Genomic DNA, 465 nt, shown 5'->3' with positions numbered 1-465 from the left:
AGGGTCTGAGCAAAGCGCTGGTCGGCGGCCTGCTCAAGCAGGTCGTGCAGCAGGGTGCCGGGCGCGGCGCCGCGCGGGAAGGCGTGGATGCTGTCCGGCCGTGGCGGCTGGTCCACGTCCGCCGGGCCGCTGTCCTCGTTGTGCTGTTCCGCCAGTTGATCGCCGCGCGGATCCGCCGGGGCCAGGGTTTCCTGAACCTGTTTCAGCGCGCTGTAGCTGGCGATCCACCAGGGCTCCCGCTGCCGGGCCGGAAGCCGCAGCTCGTCGCTGAGCGTCATGGCCTGTTCCGTGGGCCGGTAGACCTCCAGGTCGCTGTCCGGCGGGGCCATCACGGTGATGGCGTCGCAGGCCAGCGGTGCCAGCGCCGCCATCAGGCCGTCGTTGGCGACGCCGCCGCCGAACAGCAGACGCCCCACGGCGCTGCGTTCCAGCTGGTTCTGTTTGCCGCGCCCCTTGATGTAGGGC

At 71.6% G+C, this 465-nt stretch carries 1 pseudogene; it reads right to left on the bottom strand.

Annotated features, from left to right (window positions below):
• A pseudogene (locus B2W52_RS14470) lies at nt 1–465 on the bottom strand (exodeoxyribonuclease V subunit beta); the annotation flags it as partial.

Origin of the sequence: Marinobacter sp. UBA2498 (assembly GCF_002341575.1) — a bacterium.
GTDB lineage: Bacteria > Pseudomonadota > Gammaproteobacteria > Pseudomonadales > Oleiphilaceae > Marinobacter > Marinobacter manganoxydans.
The sequence above is the reverse complement of the archived record's forward strand: the minus strand, read 5'-3'. Positions and strand labels throughout refer to the sequence as shown.